The sequence below is a fragment of the Nocardiopsis sp. NPDC057823 genome, assembly GCF_042797335.1.
GTDB lineage: Bacteria > Actinomycetota > Actinomycetes > Streptosporangiales > Streptosporangiaceae > Nocardiopsis > Nocardiopsis changdeensis.
In genome coordinates this window covers 77127-90893 of sequence record NZ_JBHVLR010000010.1, presented here as the reverse complement: position 1 = coordinate 90893, position 13767 = coordinate 77127, and the positions used below count along the sequence as shown (strand labels likewise).

The 13767-nt window shown below is 73.0% G+C and carries 14 protein-coding genes; 9 read left to right on the top strand and 5 right to left on the bottom strand.

Going from position 1 to position 13767, the window contains the following annotated elements; translation table 11 throughout:
• Positions 1-202: 202 nt before the first annotated feature.
• A complete protein-coding gene (locus ACFVNO_RS17760; RefSeq protein ID WP_355259932.1) occupies positions 203-922 on the bottom strand; it encodes a glycerophosphodiester phosphodiesterase in 720 nt (239 codons plus the stop codon).
• A 239-nt stretch (positions 923-1161) separates the two neighbouring features.
• Between ACFVNO_RS17760 and ACFVNO_RS17755 the strand changes: the two genes are divergently transcribed.
• Positions 1162-1935, top strand: a complete 774-nt coding sequence (locus tag ACFVNO_RS17755) for a DeoR/GlpR family DNA-binding transcription regulator (protein ID WP_220562589.1) — start codon at positions 1162-1164, stop codon at positions 1933-1935.
• 13 nt (positions 1936-1948) lie between these two features.
• Here ACFVNO_RS17755 and ACFVNO_RS17750 read toward each other — a convergent pair whose 3' ends face one another.
• Together ACFVNO_RS17750 and ACFVNO_RS17745 are read right to left on the bottom strand one after the other, a co-directional pair.
• The gene (locus ACFVNO_RS17750; RefSeq protein ID WP_220562588.1) at positions 1949-2401 is read right to left on the bottom strand and encodes a VOC family protein; all 453 of its coding nucleotides are present in this window, start codon (positions 2399-2401) and stop codon (positions 1949-1951) included.
• 65 nt (positions 2402-2466) lie between these two features.
• Positions 2467-3756: an MFS transporter gene (locus ACFVNO_RS17745; RefSeq protein WP_378893794.1), complete on the bottom strand. Its 1290-nt coding sequence runs from the start codon at positions 3754-3756 to the stop codon at positions 2467-2469.
• Between the two features lie 187 nt (positions 3757-3943).
• On the opposite strand from ACFVNO_RS17745, the gene ACFVNO_RS17740 reads away from it, so the two are divergent.
• From ACFVNO_RS17740 to ACFVNO_RS17730, 3 genes are all read left to right on the top strand, one after another.
• Complete coding sequence (locus tag ACFVNO_RS17740; RefSeq protein ID WP_355259938.1) at positions 3944-5578, top strand: histidine kinase; 1635 nt, start codon at positions 3944-3946, stop codon at positions 5576-5578.
• Between the two features lie 44 nt (positions 5579-5622).
• Positions 5623-6279: a response regulator transcription factor gene (locus tag ACFVNO_RS17735; RefSeq protein ID WP_355259941.1), complete on the top strand. Its 657-nt coding sequence runs from the start codon at positions 5623-5625 to the stop codon at positions 6277-6279.
• Positions 6280-6395: 116 nt separating this feature from the next.
• Positions 6396-7064 carry a metal-dependent phosphohydrolase gene (locus ACFVNO_RS17730; protein WP_355259944.1) on the top strand — a complete coding sequence of 223 codons (669 nt, stop codon included), beginning with the start codon at positions 6396-6398 and terminating at the stop codon, positions 7062-7064.
• Between the two features lie 151 nt (positions 7065-7215).
• Here ACFVNO_RS17730 and ACFVNO_RS17725 read toward each other — a convergent pair whose 3' ends face one another.
• Positions 7216-7482 carry a DUF4031 domain-containing protein gene (locus tag ACFVNO_RS17725; protein WP_355259947.1) on the bottom strand — a complete coding sequence of 89 codons (267 nt, stop codon included), beginning with the start codon at positions 7480-7482 and terminating at the stop codon, positions 7216-7218.
• Positions 7479-7946, bottom strand: a complete 468-nt coding sequence (locus tag ACFVNO_RS17720) for an Lrp/AsnC family transcriptional regulator (RefSeq protein WP_220562582.1) — start codon at positions 7944-7946, stop codon at positions 7479-7481. The genes ACFVNO_RS17725 and ACFVNO_RS17720 overlap by 4 nt, the downstream gene beginning before the upstream one ends.
• Positions 7947-8146: 200 nt before the next feature.
• Here ACFVNO_RS17720 and ACFVNO_RS17715 point away from each other — a divergent pair, with 200 nt between their 5' ends.
• The 5 genes from ACFVNO_RS17715 to ACFVNO_RS17695 all read left to right on the top strand — a co-directional run bounded on the left by ACFVNO_RS17715 (position 8147) and on the right by ACFVNO_RS17695 (position 13621).
• Entirely contained in the window at positions 8147-9055 is a 909-nt protein-coding gene (locus ACFVNO_RS17715) for a tryptophan 2,3-dioxygenase family protein (protein ID WP_355259950.1), read from the top strand.
• Positions 9056-9104: 49 nt separating this feature from the next.
• Positions 9105-10343: a kynureninase gene (gene kynU / locus ACFVNO_RS17710; protein WP_220562580.1), complete on the top strand. Its 1239-nt coding sequence runs from the start codon at positions 9105-9107 to the stop codon at positions 10341-10343.
• Between the two features lie 698 nt (positions 10344-11041).
• Positions 11042-11920 (top strand): hypothetical protein, encoded by an 879-nt coding sequence (locus ACFVNO_RS17705; protein WP_355259956.1) that lies wholly within the window; start codon positions 11042-11044, stop codon positions 11918-11920.
• A gap of 408 nt (positions 11921-12328) precedes the next feature.
• Positions 12329-12766, top strand: coding sequence for an Lrp/AsnC family transcriptional regulator (locus ACFVNO_RS17700; RefSeq protein WP_220562578.1), 438 nt, complete (start codon positions 12329-12331; stop codon positions 12764-12766).
• Positions 12767-12832: 66 nt separating this feature from the next.
• Complete coding sequence (locus ACFVNO_RS17695) at positions 12833-13621, top strand: PhzF family phenazine biosynthesis protein (protein ID WP_355259959.1); 789 nt, start codon at positions 12833-12835, stop codon at positions 13619-13621.
• The last annotated feature ends 146 nt before the right edge of the window (positions 13622-13767 follow it).

Here is a 13767-nt window from a genome sequence, read left to right as displayed (position 1 = left end):
GGCGCGCGTCAGGGTTCCTTGCGTGAATCGCTTTCGAGGATATCCGCGATCGCACGGCGAAACGGGCGGAACCGCAGAACTCGGTGATTAATGGCGAAGTTCGGTGACACATGTGAACCATGCGAGAAATGTCGCGTGAAATGCCCTCCGTGGCGCCTCCTCCCCAGGGGCGCCACGGTGCGCACGAGGCCGCGGAAGCGGCTCAGACCTGCCCCGTCGTCTGCACTCCCCCCTGGACGCGGCCGGTCGTGAGGGGGACGAGGTCGTCCACCCGTTCGGTGGCGATGGCGTCCACTCCCATTCCGACCAACCGCGCCATCTCCGTGAAATCGTTCACCGTCCACGCGGCGACCGAATATCCGAATCGGTGCATTTCCCCGATCGAGTCCCGCGTGATCAGGGTGTGGTGCGTCCCCAGGTACGTCGGCCGCAGGCCGCGCAGGGCCGACTCCGACGGCGGGGTCGGCTGGTCCCAGGCGATCATGAGGCGGGCGTCGGGGTTCTGGGCGCGCAGGGCGGCCAGGGTCTCGGTGGAGCCGGTGTGCAGGACCCGGGCGGTGACCCGGTCGCGCAGCAGGGAGTCCGCGGCCAGCGCGGCCTCCGGGGTGGCGGAGTCCACCAGCAGGGGCGGCCCCTCGTCACCCGTGAACTCCGCGGTGACCTCCATCAGTGTCGGGATGCGCCGGTCCACGTCGTCGCGGGCTCCGGCGAGTTCGGCGAGGGTCAGTTCGGCCACCGGCCGCGGCGGGGACCCCGGGGTCGCCACGGTGCGTTCGTCGACCAGGACGGGGTACCCGTCGGAGGTCAGGTGGACGTCGATCTTGACCAGGTCGGCCCCGGCACGCCAGGCTGAGCGCAGGGCCGGGAGCGTGTTCCCGGGGAAACGTGCGGTGTCTCCGCGCAGTGCGATGGACAACGTCATGCTGTCAAGGGTGGCAAAAACCACCGGCGCACGTGGGGCAAACAGGAAAAACGCCGAAACCGGTTGCGGCGGGCGGCCGCCGGGGCGCGAACGGCGGTGTGTCCGGGGGGTTCCCGCGCGATTGCGAGCGGACTCACGTCGTGGGACAGCCGTCCCCGGTGCCGCGAACTGGGAAACTTTGTTACACGGCGTCGTGACCGCACGGCGCAGCGGCCAGGCCCCCGAGTGTGAGGCGAACGATGATTCCGGACCAGCGACGAGAGCACATCCTCAAGCTCCTCCAGGAGCGGCATGTGCTGAGTATCAACGAGCTCACCTCGATGCTGTCCGTGTCCCACATGACCGTCCGTCGCGACATCCAGGCACTGGAGAACGACGGCAAGGTCCTGTCGGTCACCGGAGGGGTGCGGCTCGCCGCGCGGCTCAAGAGCGAGCCGTCCTACCTGGCCAAGGCCCAGCTGGAGGTGCCCGCCAAGCGGGCCATCGCGCGGGCCGCGGCCGACCTGGTGCGCGAGAACTTCACCATCTACCTCGACGCGGGCACGACCACGCTCCAGATGGTCCCGATGCTCACCGACAAGGTCGGGCTCACCGTCATCACCAGCGACTTCAACGTCGTGGGCCACCTGATGGAGTACCCGGGCATCGAGCTCATCCACACCGGCGGCGTGGTGTCCCACTCCGACCACTCGTCGGTGGGCCGCTTCACCGCCGAGTTCCTCAAGCAGGTCAACGTGGACCTGGCGTTCATCGCCAGCAGCTCCTGGGACGCCGAGCGCGGGTCGACCACCCCGTCCGAGGCCAAGGTGGTGGCCAAGCAGCAGCTGCTGCGCATCGCCTCCAAGAGCGTGCTCACCGTGGACAGCACCAAGTACGGGAAGTTCGGCACCTTCCGGGTGGCGAGCCTGGAGCAGTTCGACCTCATCATCACCGACGACCGGCTCCCGCGCTCGGCCGTCGACGAACTCGCCGAGCGCGACGTGCGCCTGAAGCTGGTGGAGTGCGAGCGCTGAGGGACGGGCCCTGTCAGCCCGCGTCCTCCTCCAGGTCGGCGCGGGTGAACAGGGCCAGCTCCGTGCCGTCGGGGTCGTAGAAGAGCAGCGTGGAGCCCTCCTCGCCGTGCACGATCGGCAGGTGGTCCACGTCCTTGTCGGCGAACCGCTCCTCCCACGCCTCCAGCTCGCCGAGGTTGGCGACGCCGAGGGTGAGCCGGTCCAGGCCGCAGTGCCTGCGGTCGAACCGGTTCTTGAAGTTGTTCCGGTGCTGGATCAGTGCCAGGAGCAGCCCCGAGGCGGGGTGCAGGCACTCGGTCCGCAGGGTGCCGTCGTGGTCGCGGCGGCACTTGACCTTGAAGCCGAGCACGTCGCGGTAGAAGTCCACGCTTTCGTCGCGGTCGCGCACCGAGAGGGTGATGCGGGCCAGTCCGGTGAGCTGTGGCACGTCGTCCTCTTTCGAACGGCGGGAGTCGAGGATGGTCATGAGTCCGAGCACAAGGTCCGAGCCTAAGGGTCGTCGGGATCTGCAGGTCGTCTTTTAACGCTCGTTTAACGCCTGATGTTCCCGGTATCACTCCCGTGGGGCGGTACGTCCGCGGTGCCCCCGGTTCCGGGGGCCTCCCCGGCCTCGGGGGAGCGCCCGTACCAGCGGGTCCGCATGACCGCCACGGTCACCAGCAGGGAGACCAGCCCGCCCAGCGTGGCCAGGGCGAACGCCCCCTGGTAGCCGTGCGCGTCGGCCAGCGACCCGGCCACCGCCGAGCCCAGTGCCTGGCCCAGGATGAGGCTGCTCAGCACGATCGCCATCGACTGCGACAGGCGGCTGGCCGGGGCGGCCCTCTCCACCAGCGCGAACAGGGTCACCAGGTGCGGGCCGATCGCGGCGCCCAGGACGAACACGGCCAGGGCGAGGGTGGCCGCCCCGTGCGGCAGGTACAGCGGCAGGGAGAGCAGGAACAGCGCCCCGGCCGCGACCCGCGCGCGGGAGGTGAGGGTGAAGCCCGTCGGCAGGGAGGCCATCAGCAGGCCCGCCACGGCGCTGCTGGCACCCATCACCGCGTACATCAGCCCTGACAGGTCGCCGTACCCCGACTCGGCGGCGAACGCGGTGACCCCGGTGGACATGCCGCCGAAGAACAGGCCCTGGCAGAACATGGGCACGGTCAGCACCAGCAGGGCGGGCACGGCGATCCGGCCGCCCCGGCCGCGGACCGGCGCGGACCCGGGCGGCGCCGTGGGGTGCAGCGCGAACACCGTTCCGAACACGCCGATGAGCACGGCGGCGCCCAGCACGCTGGCGGTGGGCGAGACCAGCACGGTCAGGACCCCGACCAGGGCCGGGCCCAGGACGAAGGCGGCCTCGTCGAGCACGCCCTCCACCGACATGGCGGCGGCCAGCGAGCGCTCCCGCTCCACGCCCCGGTCGCCGCGCCGGCGGATGAGAACCACCCACCGGGTCCGCGCCATGGGGGCGACCTGGGGCAGGCACAGGCCGGCCAGGGCGGCGAGCCCGGCCAGGACGGGCAGGCCGTACCCGGCCAGGACGGCGGCCACGAGCAGCGCGATGAGGACGGCGTCGACCAGCGACATCACCAGCAGGGGGCGGCGCTGGCCGTGGCGGTCGGCGAACCGGGCGATGACGGGCCCGCCGACGGTCTCGCCCAGGGCGAAGGCCCCGGTCACCGCCCCGCCCGCGGCCACGCTGCCGGTCGCCCCGGTGACGAGGGTGAGCAGGCCGATGAGGGACATCGAGATCGGAAGGCGGGCCATGAAGCTCACCGTGAGGAGTGGCCATCCGGCCAGGTGGTGCATCCGGCGCAGTGTCTCCATCGGCGACATGCGTCCGCCCCTTTCGTGGTTCCCGTCCCGCGCGCTCGTCCTGGGCGCTTTCCGGGTACCAGCACGACGCGACGAGGGGGACCACGGAAGGGGACCGCAATTCATCCCATGATAGGCAACACCGGTCGTACCGGAACTGACTTTCGTGGGTACCGGGGGCGGCGCGCCGGTCGGTAGCTTCGGTGGCATGGAAGAACCCGCCCCGACCCGAGCGACCCGTGCCCGCCGCGCCCTGCGGCGCGCGGTGCGGCCGCTGCCGGGGCCGCCCACCCGGGCCGCCGCGCTGGGCGACGCGGCCCTGGGGGCGGTCGCGGCCCTGCTGTTCGCGGGCGAGGCGGTGGTGGTCTTCACAGTGGGCGCGACCGGCGCGGGCGAGGCCGCCGCCCGGGGCGCGACCGGGGTGGCGGTGGCGGCGGCGGCCGCCCTGCTCGCCCGCCGCCACCCCCCGGCCGCCCTGGTCGTGGCCGCGGCCGCCTCGTTCTGGTTCTTCTGCGGCGGGCTGCTGCTGGCCTGCGTCTCCTACCTCGCGGGCCGCCGCTCGCCCGACACGCGCCCCGCCCTGGCCCTGGCCGCCGCGGCCCTGGTGCTGGGGACCCTGCCGCTGCTATGGGGCGCCTACCCGCTGAGCACGTGGGCGGTGGCGGTCGTCACCCTGCTGGTCAACACCGGACCCGCCTGGCTGCTCGGGGCCCACCGCCGCCAGCACACCGCGCTGGCCGCCGCGGGGTGGGAGCACGCCCGCCAGCTCCGCCGCGAGCACCGGCTCGTCGCCGAGCAGGCCCGCAGCCGGGAGCGCTCGCGGATCGCCCAGGACATGCACGACTCCCTGGGGCACGAGCTCAGCCTCATCGCCCTGCGCGCCGGGGCCCTGGAGGTCGACCCCGGGCTGGGGGAGCGCCACCGCGAGGCCGTCGCCGAGCTGCGCGCCACCGCGGTCACCGCCACCGAGCACCTGCGGGAGATCATCGGGGTGCTGCGCACCGAGGCCGAGCCCGACCCCGTCACCCCGACCGGCGAGGGGGTCGCCGACCTCGTCGAGCGGGCCCGCGACTCCGGCATGCGGATCACCCTGGTCCGCGACCTCGACACCGCGGCCCTGGCGCCGATGGTGGGCCGGGCGGTGCACCGGGTCGTCCAGGAGGCCCTGACCAACGCCACCCGGCACGCCCCGGGAGCGGAGGTGGCGGTCTCCATCGCCGGCGACGGGGAGCGCCTGGAGGTGCGGGTGGTCAACCCCGTTCCCGAGGAGGCGGCGGCGGGGCGGCACGGGGTCGGCGGCGGGCGCGGCCTCATCGGTCTGCGCGAACGCGTCCGGCTGGCCGGCGGGGCCTTCGCCGCGGGCCCCACCGGGGACGGGGCCTGGGAGGTGTGCGCGGTCATCCCCCGCCGGGGCGGGGCCGCACCGCCCGGCGAGGCGGCCGAGGAGGACGAGGACACCGCCATCGACCGGCTCCAGCGGGCCGCGCGGCGCCGCATCCGCGGCTGGTCGATGGCCCTGGTGGCGGTGCCCCTGGCGGCCGTCGCGGGGCTGGCGGCACTGGTCTTCTGGGTGATGGCCGCGAGCATGGAGGAGACCACCCTCACCCCGGAGGAGTTCGGGGCACTGCGCCCGGGGACACCGCAGAGCGAGGTCGAGGAGTCGCTGCCGCCCTTCTCGGTGCCGTTCGACGCCCGGGAGCTGGCCGAGGGCGCGGTGCCCGAGGGGGCGGTGTGCAGCTACTACCGCAGCAGCGCCGACCTGTTCGACGAGGACCGGGTGTTCTACCAGCTGTGCTTCACCGACGGCCGGCTGTCCGCCAAGGGCGAGGCACCGATACGGTGAGCGCGCCCGCCGGGCCCGCGACGACGACCATGAGGAGAGCACACGTGATCAGGGTGCTGATCGCCGACGACGAGGCGATGATCCGCGCGGGGGTGCGGGCCATCGTGGAGAGCGACCCGGACATCGAGGTGGTGGCCGAGGCCGCCGACGGCCGGGAGGCGGTGGACCTGGCGGTCTCCCACCGCCCGGACGTGGCACTGGTCGACATCCGCATGCCCCGCCTGGACGGGCTCGCCGCGGCGGCCGAGATGCGCCGACTGGCCCCGTCCACCGCGGTGGTCGTCCTCACCACCTTCGGAGAGGACGCCTACATCTCCCGCGCCCTGGGCGACGGGGCCTCGGGGTTCCTGCTCAAGGCGGGCGACCCGCGCGAGCTGATCACCGGCGTGCACGCGGTCGCCGACGGCGGCGCCTACCTGTCCCCGCAGGTGGCCCGGCAGGTGATCGACCGCTTCGGCGGCGGGCGCCCGGCCCGCGAGGCCGCGGCCAGGACCCGCGTCGAGCAGCTGACCCAGCGGGAGCGGGAGGTCCTGGCCCTGGTCGGCGCGGGCCTGTCCAACGCCGACATCGCCGACCGCCTGTTCCTGGTGGAGGGCACCGTCAAGAGCTACGTCAGCGCGATCCTCAACCGGCTGGGGCTGCGCAACCGCGTGCAGGCGGCGATCCTCGCCTACGAGGCGGGGCTCACCGCCGACGGCTGAGGCCCGGCGGCCGGGAACGGGGTACGGGACTCGAACCGCGGTACCCGGGTAGGGGAGACTGTGGCGGACGCGACGGGAGACGGCGGCCGCGGCGGCGGCCGAGGAGGAGGGCACGGATGCTCAACGAGGAGGAGGGGATCCTGCTCGAAGCCTCCTGGGAGCGGCTGGCCGGGGACTCCCCGCAGGCCCGGGCCGTGGGGCGCGAGCTCCTGACGCGCTGGAGCGAACCCCACCGGCGCTACCACACCCTCACCCACCTGTGGGCGACGCTGCGGGCCGTGGACATCCTGGCCGAAGAGGCGGTCTCGCCCGACCTGGTCCGCTACGCGGTCTGGTTCCACGACGCCGTGTACGAGACCGAGCCCGGCCTGGACGAGGACCGCAGCGCCGGACTGGCCCGCGAACTGCTCCCCATGCTGGGCCTGGCCCCCGAGCGGGTCGGGGAGGTGGCCCGGCTGGTCCTGATGACCAGGGAGCACGCCCCCGGGCCGGACGACTCCGACGGGCAGGTGCTCTCCGACGCCGACCTGTCCGTCCTGGCCGGGGCCCCGGACGAGTACCTGGCCTACACGGCGGCGGTCCGCGCCGAGTACCGCCGGGTGCCCGACGAGGCGTTCCGGGAGGGCCGCTCCCGGGTGCTGCGCGGCATGCTGGACGCCCCGCAGATATTCCACACCGAGTTCGGCCGCATCCACTGGGAGGCCAGGGCCCGGTCCAACATGCTCGCCGAACTGGACCGGCTGGCCGCCGAGGCGGCGTCCCCGGACGACCCCCGGAGCGCGTGAGGCGCCCGGCGGGGTCCCGGAGGTCCCGGAGGAGCGGTCCTCGAGGGAGGTCTGCGGCCGCAGGCCGTCCGTCGAGGACCTTCCGCCACTCGACGGGCGGGCCGAAGCGGAGCGGAGGTCCGAGTGGGGCGGAGGTTCACAAGGGCGCGGCCTAGGCCCGGAGCCTGGGGCGGCGCAGGCCGGCGGCCCGCAGCCGGGTCACGAGCTCCTTGCCGGTCACGTGCTCGGCGCCCAGGGCCAGGGCCCGGGCGTGCAGGTGCTCGGGGACGTCGTAGTGGTCGCGGTCGAAGGCCCGCTCGGGCACGCCCAGCTCACGGGCGAAGTCGTGCAGTTCCGCGTAGGAGCTGTCGCTCACCAGGTGCGCGAACAGCCAGCCGCGGGGGCCGGGCCAGACGGGGGTGTCGATGAGCACGCTCATGGGGTCCTCGGGGCTGAGACCGGGCGCCAGGGCACCGGGCTGGACAGGATCATCGTGCTGGAGGGGCGGCCGTGCGCGGCGAGGCCGTCGATGACCTCCTCGAAGTGCTCCATGGTGCGCACCGCGATGAGCAGGACGCAGCAGTCGTCGCCGGTGACCCGGTGGGCCTGGAGGATCTCGGGCCGTTCCAGCGACCCCGGCTCGCGCAGCAGGCAGTGCGCGCCGAAGCACTGCATGCGCACCAGGGCGGTCACCGGCAGTCCGGCGGCGGCCGGGTCCACGTGCGCATGGTAGCCGGTGATCACCCCGCGGTCGGTGAGCCGCCGCACCCGGTCGGCCACGGCGGGGGCCGAGAGGTTGACGCGGCGGGACAGCTCGTTGAAGGACAGGCGGCCGTCCCGCTGGAGCTCGGCGAGGATCCGCTGGTCGACGCCGTCCAGCGCCGTGGGCGCTCGTGAGGCCATGCTTTGCAATCCAAAAGTAGATTTTCCGGACATGTTATGGATACCAGGTTGATGTCCTGCTTTGGAGTGCAACGTCCATTCCTTTCCCCCCTCTTCTGCTCGATCATGTGTGCTGACGTACACAGCGCCGTGACGGGGGTTCCACGGGCGGCGCCGTGTGCACCCAGCACGTTCCGCGCAGTACACGAGGGGTCCTCCCGATGCTCACCACGACGTCCGCACAGCAGTGCCCGTACATCCCCGCCGATGTCGAGGGCACCGATGCCGAGGCCCGGGCCCGGCGGGCGCAGGAGAACGCGGGGCAGCCCACCCTGTCCTTCGACCGCAACACCCCCTACGTCGACTACGCCGGGATCGACACGCTGCTGCGCCTGCAGAACCCGCGCACCGACGAGCCCGCCGAGACGGCGTTCATCATCGGCACCCAGATCATGGAACTGCTGTTCGTCCTGATCCAGGAGCGCTGGGAGCGGGCCCGCGACGCCCTGGAGAACGACGACGTCCCCGGCGCGCTGGCCTGGCTGCGCCGCGCCACCGCCGCCCAGGACGTCCTCAACGACTCCTGGAAGCTGCTCGGGGACATGAGCCCCACCGAGTTCAACCGGTTCCGCGACTCCTTCGGCGAGGCGTCGGGCTTCCAGTCCTTCGGCTACCGCAAGCTGGAGTTCGTGCTCGGCAACAAGTCCGCCCCCATGATCCGCCCGCACAAGGGCATGGCCGGCGTCGCCGCCGACCTGCGCGACCTGCTGGAGCGGCCGAGCCTGTACGACGCCGCGCTGCGCCTCCTGCGCCGGCGCGGCCTGCCGGTGCCCGCCGGGGCCGCCGAGCGCGACTGGACGCAGGAGTACGCGCCCGACGCGCGCGTGGAGGAGGCGTGGGCGCGCGTCTACGCCGACGACCGCCCCGGCAACGACCTCTACCTGCTGGCCGAGGCCCTGATGGACGTCGCCGAGCGGGTGACGCGATGGCGCCACCTGCACCTCATGGCGGTCAAGCGCACCATGGGCGGCAAGCCCGGCAGCGGCGGCTCCAACGGCCTCACCTGGCTGGCCCGCAACGTCGAGAAGGACGTCTTCCCCGAGCTGTGGTCCCTGCGCAGCACCATCTGAGCCCGGCCCCGTGACACCGAACCACCATGAGCAGGAAGCAGGACGCCCGATGACGCCCACCACCCGGCAGGAGTGCGCCGCGCTCGACGCCGCCGACCCCCTGGCCCCGCTGCGCGACGAGTTCGTGCTCCCCGCCGGGGTGATCTACCTGGACGGCAACTCGCTGGGCGCGCTGCCGCGCAGCACCCCGGGCCGGGTCGCCGACATGATCGAGCGGGAGTGGGGGCAGGACCTCATCCGCAGCTGGAACGACGCCGGCTGGTGGGACAAGCCCCGCACCCTGGGCGCCAAGGTCGCCCCGCTGGTCGGCGCGGACCCCGACGAGGTGATCGTCGGCGACGGCACCTCGGCCAACCTGTTCAAGTGCGTCATCGCCGCGCTGCGCATGTCGGACCGCTCCGTCGTCCTGGGCGAGGCGGGCAACTTCCCCACGGACCTGTACGTCGCCGAGGGCGCCGTCTCCCTGGCCGGGGCGGTCCAGCGCCGGGTGGACCCCGACGGCCCGGACCTGGAGCGCGAACTCGCCGCCGGGGACGTGGCGGTGCTGCTGCTGAGCCACGTGGACTACCGCACCGGCACCCTGCGCGACATGCCCGGCATCACCCGGCTGGCCCACGAGCACGGCGCCCTGGTGATCTGGGACCTGTGCCACAGCGTCGGGGCGGTGCCGGTGGAGCTGTCCGCCTCCGGGGCCGACTTCGCGGTCGGCTGCACCTACAAGTACCTCAACGCCGGCCCGGGCGCCCCCGCGTTCCTGTACGCCGCCCGCCGCCACCACGCCGCGGCCGACCAGCCGCTCAGCGGCTGGCACGGGCACGCCCGCCCCTTCGACTTCACCGGCGACTACGAGCCCGCCCCGGGGGTGTCGCGCTTCCTCAGCGGCTCGCAGCCCCTGGTGGCCGACGCCGCCCTGGAGGCGAGCCTGGACGTGTGGGCCCGGGCCGACCTCGCCCTGGTGCGCGCCAAGAGCCTGGCGATGACGGACCTGTTCCTGGCCCGGGCGGCGGAGGCGGGCATCTCCTCGGTCACCCCGGCCGAGCACGCCCGGCGCGGCAGCCAGGTCGCCCTGGTGGAGCCGGAGGAGGGCGCCGGGTACCCGATCGTGCAGGCGCTGATCGCCCGCGGTGTGATCGGCGACTTCCGGGCGCCGGACGTGATGCGGTTCGGCTTCACCCCGCTGTACCTGCGGTACACGGACGTGTGGGACGCGACCGAGGCCCTGCACGAGGTGGTCCGCACGGGGGAGTGGCGTGAGGAGCGCTTTGCCCGGCGCGGACAGGTGACCTGAGCCGAGAGGCGGCCCCGGGGGTTGCGGCCCCCGGGGTTCTTTGCGTCGGGAGGGGAACATCCGCCCTCCCGGTGACCCTGCCGGAGAGGGCGGATTGCCCTGGCTTGACGATGCGCGCCCGTCCGCGCGCCCGCGCCGCCCGGGCCGGGACCGCCGTGACCTACCGGCGCGTACACCGGTCCCCGTAAGGGGTCCGGCGGCCTTCGCGGCGTGTCGGAGGGAACCCGTGACGAGGGCCACGGACAGGGCCCGCCCGCCGTCCCCGGGCGGGCCCGAACCCCTGCCACGGCGGGGGTTCCGCTGTTCTCGGAGGCCTCGGGGAAACGACCCGGACCGTGCCCGGGTGAACACGGATCGTCATTTTACCCGGAATCCTTGCGCACTTTGCTTAAACCTGGGTTAGTGTCCTCGTGATCGCTTCGTTATGAGTCTTCTACGAAGTGGTGCCGAGCCCTTGACCGGCCTGTGAGCCGCAGGGGAATCGAGACCCTTTCCGGGAATCCGGGCCGCCCGCTCCATGAGCCGGCCCCGCGGACCGCCGAAGTCCATCGGCGCTTTCCGATTCCCACCCGCTGATTTCCACGGCGGGAGAGCCCTGTCATGTCGCCCTTTCCGAGGCGTGCCCGAGCATGCCCGGTGAACTGCTGCGACGTGCCCGAAGGTCTTCTCGGCCCTGTTGTCTACCTGGCAGATACTCAATGAGCAACGAAACTCCCATCCAGTACGGCAAAGTCACCGCGACCTACTTCTGGGACGACGGTTCCGGCATCAACGGTGACACGGGCGCGCCCGCAGGCGGCGAGCCCATGCAGAAGGGCCTTTTCTCCAGCCCGAGCTGGCCGCTGGGTACCGAGGGCTACGTCGTTTACGAGGGCAAGAAGGCCGAATTCTTCATCGGTGACCGCGGCCCCGGCGTCCCCTCCCACGACTGCGACGTCCTGCTGGACATGGACGGCAAGACCTTCGCCGAACTGACCGGCGAGACCTGGGACGACACGAACTACACCGTCAGCGGCGGCAACGGCCACCTCTACGGCGTCGAGTACTACATCACCGAGTGGGGCGACGGCAACGGCACCGAGGGTGCCCCGCACCCCTTCCAGCAGCCTGAGAACAAGTGCGAGGACGCCGTCTCGCCGATCCCCGAGGAAGTCCTCAACGAGGAGTCCGAGGCGGAGAAGAAGGAAGAGGCGGAGAAGAAGGAGCAGGAGAAGGCCGAGAAGGCCGAGGCCGAGAAGAAGGAGGAGGCGGAGAAGAAGGAGGCCGAGGAGCAGGCCGCGGCCGAGGGCTCCGACGACTCCGAGGGCTCCGACGACTCCGGCGTGAGCGCCCAGACGGCCGCCAACGACCTCTCCGGCGTCCAGCTCACCGGTGCCGGCGACGGCGTCCTGGGCGGGACCGGCCTGCTGGCCCTGGCCATCATCCCGGCCATCCTCATCGCCCTGTTCTTCGCCTGGAACCGGCGTCCCGCCGGCGCCCACGCCGGCGCCGAGGACGAGGGCCGCGGCCTGACCGCCCAGAGCAGCGGCCGCCACAGCCTGGGCTCCCTGTTCGACCGCCTGCGAGGCCGCGGGTAGGGGGATCCCCGCCCGGCCTGCCGGGTCCCCGTGATCGCGGGGAGCCCGAGACGCCAGGTGTCCTCACGGACAAAGGACTCTCCGGGGCACGCGACCCGGCGGGCCGACGAAGGGCCGTGGTCTCGACGACCACGGCCCTTCGGCATGTCCGGGGGCGCGCCGGTCGCCGTCGACCGGCCCGCCCGCCGACCCCGTCGCGCCCGGGACCGCGGGTTCCGGCGGCGCCATTGCCGTCGGCGGTCTCCGGAGGCGTTCCCGGATCGGTGTACTCCGTGTCTTGAATATGAGGCGAATCACCCCATATTGTCGATGCCCCCACGCCGATACTGGACGAACTGCTCAGTAGCGCCGCCGCGCGATCCCCCGGGTCTCATGGGAGCGCGGCCTGAGCGGTATGAGGTAAGACACATGGCCGTGCCGTTGGACGACACCGACCGCCGCATCATCTCCCTGCTCCGCGACGACGGTCGCATGTCCATCCGGGCCGTGGCCGAACAGGCCCACATCTCCCGGGCCAACGCCTACTCCCGCCTGGAGCGCCTGCGCGACGAAGGGGTCATCCGCGGGTTCACCGCCGTCATCGACCCCGAGAAGTACGGCATCGGCCTGTCGGCCTACGTCTCGGTGCGCATCGAGCAGCACTCCTGGGAGAGGTTCCGCGAGTACCTGCGCGACATCCCCGAGGTCGACCACGCCGCCCTCGTCTCCGGCGACGTCGACCTGCTGCTGCTGGTCCGGGTCGCCGACGCCGGCGCCCTGCGCACCTTCGTCCTGGAGCGCCTGCAGCGCATCCCCGAGGTCAAGAGCACCCAGACCATGTTCATCCTGGACGAGCCGCCCCTGTGAGGGGAGGGGCCATTGGCCCCGCGAGTGGCCCTTTCCCGGCGGGTCCGGCGTCGGCAGGATGGGCCCATGCCCGACTACCGCGTGATCGACGCCTTCACCGACCGGCCGCTGGCCGGCAACCCCGCCGCCGTCCTCGTCCTGGAGGACGCCTACGACGACGCCTGGGCCCAGGGGGTCGCCGCCGAGTTCAACCTCTCGGAGACCGCCTTCGCCCGCCCGGTCGACGACCCCGGAGCCGACTACGAGCTCCGCTGGTTCACCCCCACCGTCGAGATCGACCTGTGCGGACACGCCACCCTGGCCACCGCCCACGCCCTGGTCGAACTCGGAGTCCCGGGGCCGTACCGGTTCAGCACCCGCAGCGGCCTGCTCACCGTCGCCGAGCGCGACGGGCGCCTGTGGATGGACTTCCCGGCCAAGCCCCCGGTGCCCGTCGCGGCCCCCGACGGGCTGGCCGAGGCGCTGGGGACCGAGCCCCTGTGGGTCGGCCTGGGCGGCGCGGACGACCTCCTCGTCGAGGTCGCCGACGAGGCGACGGTACGCGGCCTGGAACCCGACATCGCGGCCCTCGGCCGGCTGCCCTACCACCTGGTCATCCCCACCGCCCGCGCGGAGGAGGGCGTCGACTTCGTGTCCCGCGTGTTCGCCCCCCGGGTCGGCATCGCCGAGGACCCGGTCACCGGCCGCGCCCACACCGTGCTCGCCCCGTTCTGGGCCGAGCGGTTGGGCCGCAAGGAATTGTCCGCCCACCAGGCGTCGGCGCGCGGTGGTGACCTGCTGCTGGAGTGGCGGGGTGACCGCGTGCTCATCGGCGGTCACGCGGTCTCGGTGGCCCGGGGGGAGCTGAACCTCTAACGTGGACGCAGCGGGAGGGGTGCGCGGTGGGCGCGCCCCCCCCCCCCCCCCCGGCCCCCCCCCCCCCCCCCCCCCGGCCCCCCCCCCGGCGCGGGGGGGCCCGGGGGGGGGTTTAACAAAAAACCGCCCCCCCGGGGGGGTTGGGG

What these genes read in the sequence shown, in the direction of transcription:
- ACFVNO_RS17760 (WP_355259932.1), bottom strand. Translation starts at nt 922, where the DNA reads ATGACGTTGTCCATCGCACTGCGCGGAGACACCGCACGTTTCCCCGGG.
- ACFVNO_RS17755 (WP_220562589.1), top strand. Translation starts at nt 1,162, where the DNA reads ATGATTCCGGACCAGCGACGAGAGCACATCCTCAAGCTCCTCCAGGAG.
- ACFVNO_RS17750 (WP_220562588.1), bottom strand. Translation starts at nt 2,401, where the DNA reads ATGACCATCCTCGACTCCCGCCGTTCGAAAGAGGACGACGTGCCACAG.
- ACFVNO_RS17745 (WP_378893794.1), bottom strand. Translation starts at nt 3,756, where the DNA reads ATGTCGCCGATGGAGACACTGCGCCGGATGCACCACCTGGCCGGATGG.
- ACFVNO_RS17740 (WP_355259938.1), top strand. Translation starts at nt 3,944, where the DNA reads ATGGAAGAACCCGCCCCGACCCGAGCGACCCGTGCCCGCCGCGCCCTG.
- ACFVNO_RS17730 (WP_355259944.1), top strand. Translation starts at nt 6,396, where the DNA reads ATGCTCAACGAGGAGGAGGGGATCCTGCTCGAAGCCTCCTGGGAGCGG.
- ACFVNO_RS17725 (WP_355259947.1), bottom strand. Translation starts at nt 7,482, where the DNA reads ATGAGCGTGCTCATCGACACCCCCGTCTGGCCCGGCCCCCGCGGCTGG.
- ACFVNO_RS17720 (WP_220562582.1), bottom strand. Translation starts at nt 7,946, where the DNA reads ATGGCCTCACGAGCGCCCACGGCGCTGGACGGCGTCGACCAGCGGATC.
- ACFVNO_RS17715 (WP_355259950.1), top strand. Translation starts at nt 8,147, where the DNA reads ATGCTCACCACGACGTCCGCACAGCAGTGCCCGTACATCCCCGCCGAT.
- kynU (WP_220562580.1), top strand. Translation starts at nt 9,105, where the DNA reads ATGACGCCCACCACCCGGCAGGAGTGCGCCGCGCTCGACGCCGCCGAC.
- ACFVNO_RS17705 (WP_355259956.1), top strand. Translation starts at nt 11,042, where the DNA reads ATGAGCAACGAAACTCCCATCCAGTACGGCAAAGTCACCGCGACCTAC.
- ACFVNO_RS17700 (WP_220562578.1), top strand. Translation starts at nt 12,329, where the DNA reads ATGGCCGTGCCGTTGGACGACACCGACCGCCGCATCATCTCCCTGCTC.
- ACFVNO_RS17695 (WP_355259959.1), top strand. Translation starts at nt 12,833, where the DNA reads ATGCCCGACTACCGCGTGATCGACGCCTTCACCGACCGGCCGCTGGCC.